4 protein-coding genes are annotated in these 3,760 nt (G+C 42.4%); all 4 read right to left on the reverse strand.

What is annotated here, in order from left to right:
• Positions 1 to 306 precede the first annotated feature (306 nt).
• A complete protein-coding gene (locus ACWA6V_RS18760; RefSeq protein ID WP_449523924.1) occupies positions 307 to 777 on the reverse strand; it encodes a hypothetical protein in 471 nt (156 codons plus the stop codon).
• Positions 778 to 841: 64 nt separating this feature from the next.
• Complete coding sequence (locus ACWA6V_RS18765; protein WP_449523925.1) at positions 842 to 1,084, reverse strand: hypothetical protein; 243 nt, start codon at positions 1,082 to 1,084, stop codon at positions 842 to 844.
• Between the two features lie 145 nt (positions 1,085 to 1,229).
• Positions 1,230 to 2,111 (reverse strand): hypothetical protein, encoded by an 882-nt coding sequence (locus ACWA6V_RS18770; protein WP_449523926.1) that lies wholly within the window; start codon positions 2,109 to 2,111, stop codon positions 1,230 to 1,232.
• A 635-nt stretch (positions 2,112 to 2,746) separates the two neighbouring features.
• Positions 2,747 to 3,760 (reverse strand): sigma 54-interacting transcriptional regulator (locus ACWA6V_RS18775; protein WP_449523927.1); only part of this gene is annotated, 1,014 nt, incomplete at its 5' end.

The following is a 3,760-nucleotide window of genomic DNA, read 5'->3' on the forward strand; positions in this document are numbered from 1 at the left end:
TCGGCACAATCAGCTTGTTCATAATAGCTACTGGAAAGTGGCATTTGAATGTGAGAGGGATGAGTCTATTTGTGTTAGTTATTACCGTCTGGTTTTGTGCACTTGGGAGTTGTTTGTTGTGGAGTACGCGTATAAAAAAGTTCTAGTAAGCTAATTTTCTGCACAAAAGCCTTTATCCAAAGTAAAATAAATTTTCACTTTGGGTAGGTTTCCGAATTCGCCAAAAACAGACTTTGAAACAGTTGAATTTTTTGAAAAAAAGCGATGCAGACGCCATCTGTCCGAATGAGTTTCTACTGTGGCCCATCAATAATAATTTAGTTTTTCTACCAACCGTTTCAGTTCTTGAAACTGAGTTAAGGGAAACTTATGCTCCGCCCATTTTTTTTCGTATCCATCGATCCCATGAGTGTTTAAAACTTCAGTTGCGCATTCAAGAACGGCGGTTGCAAATGTTACAGGCAAGCAGCGAGTGTTAAAAATAAGTTCTCCGTCTGAATCAGGCTGCCCACCCCATAGCTCCGAGAAACCAAGAATAGATAATTCAATTTCGTTTAATCGCGGACTTGATATCACCCAGCGATACTCACCAGGCTCCTCGTCAAAGCTAAAAGATGCCCTGCTAAAGCTTGAAGCAATTGCGGTTGCTGCTAATACCATGCTCCCAAGAGCATCACTTAGGTAGGAAGCAGTAATAATACAAGATGACTTTCCATCTGAGAGCTCACACTCAGACCATCCCAACCCGGTAAGTTTATAACTAATTTTTAAGTTCATGGATTACCTACGCCAGAATAAACCACGCGCGCTTACAAGTATCAGACGGCTCAAGGGAGCGGACTTAAATTGATTGCCATGAGTTTGCAATTTCAATTTCTTCTTCGCTTACCTCTATATCCTTTCCTGATTCGGTTTCCACAATGTACGATGCATTAGGTTCAAATTTAATTACCGACACAACTGAACCGGATTCCCCAATGTGCTGCCCTGAACGCACTTCGACATAATCATTCATCGTGAAGCGCACTCCAGTCAGCTGATCCCCTCTGAGCCATCTATTATGAAGATCAAATTCTTCGTTCATGCTCTTACCTTATAACGGTTTCTTCAAAGCCAAAGCCGTAGATTGACGGACAGATTAATACTAATCCTACTTAACCACCTTGTGCAGCAACATCTTAAAACTAAACTGGTGTTATCGACCAAGAGCGGGAGCTAATATTAAATTATTATAGGACTCTCATGCTTACCGAGATGGTGGATTCTGTGTTCTTGACGGTCAAATCGGTTGATGCACTATTTCCACATACATAAGTTGGGCCATATTGAATCATGTTGTTATACCCTTCTTCAAAATATGTAAACATTGACATTTCCGAATTTATAGGCAGACCTCCTACCAAGAATGAATGTTCTCGGTGACGAGAAAGTTCGACAGATTTTTTGGTTATGCATAATCCAAGAATTTTTTTCCCTACAGTCATTTTCATATTACTTGATACAATTATCTCATCCTTTAAAAGCCTCAATGTTGCAACTGCTGAGTTTCCATGCTTTTCCACTTTCCCCAAATTTTTTTCCAATCTTCGGCTTTGTGAGCGGTCTAACGGTTGACCAATAACTGCTATTATTGAGTCCTCATTTTTCGGCAACACATATGGAATAATTGTAAATTGCTCGCTGGCCTCCCTTAAATATGATCCATCATTGCTGCTATAAGCATTTGAGATTCTTATGCAATAAGGGAAAATATCTCCATTTTTCATTTCTTGATATCCTGTTACTAAAAAAGTACAATGTTTAATTTTGTTACTGACTTTAATTTTTTTTAGCGCAACACTTGCTTCATGACGAATGATGTCAGAAGCAACAAATCCATCCATGCATAAATATTTTTTTAAAATAGATGCTATCCATATATGAGTGGGCATCCCATCTAGACAAGCTAGACCTGTAAAGCTTATTGCAGAGTGATCACACAGCGCTACCAACTTGCATTCCTCATCCGTTAGCACTTTGCCAATGCCTTTTTTCTCATCTAAGCTTGTTAATCGCCTGTCTGATGCCATCAAAATATATTGATGCTTAAGCACTAAAATTATTTGTGTCATATGTATGATCTTTATTTTTCGCTGTTCACGTGCGTAGGTGAGAATTTAATTGTATTCACTTAACTGATAAAATGCGAAGCAAGGATCTTTTGTGAGAGCAAACCCACTAATAATTTAAAATGAAAATTTTAATAGTAATACTTCACCACTTAAGTTGAATCTCTAGATCAGCTGTCCTTTTAAGCTTATTAATAATCCAGTTTTTTTGGTGCTTATTGATTCAGACAATGGAAAGTTCAGCTGCGCTTTATTGCGTTAATAGATAGTGGAGGTGTGTGTTTTAAGACCCAACTTCCGCTTTGAGCACAAAACCACCCCTCAAAAATTAAATAAATCAAGAAAACGCATTCCGTTTATCCATGTTAAAGAAAGGAAGACACCCAGTATGCCCGCGAGCCGACACGGCTCATCCTGGCAATAGAAACAAGTAAAGACTATTGCAGCATTTAGCGCCAGCTGGAATTACAGGCCATTACCGTGCCTGCGTGGACAGCCCAGCCCTCATCCAGATTGGCTGTTTTAGTGTCTTCTGGCGAATGCAAAAAAATAAAGGCGGTTTTTCAACCGCCTTTATTCGTTGTTATCAGCTCAATATTTCGCTAGCCATATACACGGCGATTGCCGAAATGGGCGTATTACTCCGTAATCTCATACCCCTCTTCACGCAAGCGCGCGATTTTATAGCGCAGGGTACGCGCGCTAATGCCCAAACGTTCCGCGGTATTTTTGCGGCTGCCGCGTTCGTTGCGCAGGGTGTTCATGATGATTTCGTATTCGCGCTGTTTAAGGTCATTGCCCAGCGCCGGGTTATTTAGCGATGAATGATGCACAGGTTGGTTGCTTACCAGCGCGATATTATCAGCGATTCCGCCGACAGGAAATTGGCTGGCGCGGGCGTAGGCTTGTGCAGCAAAAGATGATTCGCCGTTGGAATCAAAATCGGTTCCGGGATTAACAGCTTGCGCGGCCTCTAACAAATTCGGTTTTTGGCTGTAGTGCGCAGGGCTTTGTGAGTATGGGCCGTTTGCGCCCAAGCCCAAATCATCCGCCTGGATGGATTTGCCTTCCTGCAAAATTAACGCGCGCTGCATAATATTATCCAGCTCGCGCACATTACCTGGCCATGGATAGGCGAGCAGCATTTGCTGTGCAGATGCCGATAAACTGACGCCGCGGCGATTTTGTTTTTGTGCGTGTTTTTGCAAGATTTTTTCCGCGAGTGGAATAATATCTTCCACACGGTCGCGCAGCGGTGCCCATTGCAGTGGCAATACGCTCAAGCGGTAGTACAAGTCTTCACGGAATTTTCCGGCGACAACATCGCTGCGCATATTGCGGTTGGATGTGGCAATCACACGCACATTTAATTTAATGGTCTTGCGACCACCCAAGCGCTCTACTTCGCGCTCCTGCAATACGCGCAATAATTTTGCTTGCAAACCAATATCCATTTCGGAAATTTCATCGAGCAATAATGTGCCGCCGTTTGCTTGCTCAAATTTACCGGGGCTGCTGGTGTGCGCGCCGGTGTAGGCACCTTTTTCATGGCCGAACAACATGGCTTCCAACATATTTTCTGGAATAGCAGCGCAGTTGATCGCAATAAACGGTTGGTTACGGCGCGATGAATGGTCGTGAATATAACGTGC

It is taken from the genome of Cellvibrio sp., from assembly GCF_053579595.1.

Bases quoted from the DNA above. Each gene is read 5' to 3' on its own strand.
- ACWA6V_RS18760 (WP_449523924.1), bottom strand. From the start codon at position 777: ATGAACTTAAAAATTAGTTATAAACTTACCGGGTTGGGATGGTCTGAG.
- ACWA6V_RS18765 (WP_449523925.1), bottom strand. From the start codon at position 1,084: ATGAACGAAGAATTTGATCTTCATAATAGATGGCTCAGAGGGGATCAG.
- ACWA6V_RS18770 (WP_449523926.1), bottom strand. From the start codon at position 2,111: ATGACACAAATAATTTTAGTGCTTAAGCATCAATATATTTTGATGGCA.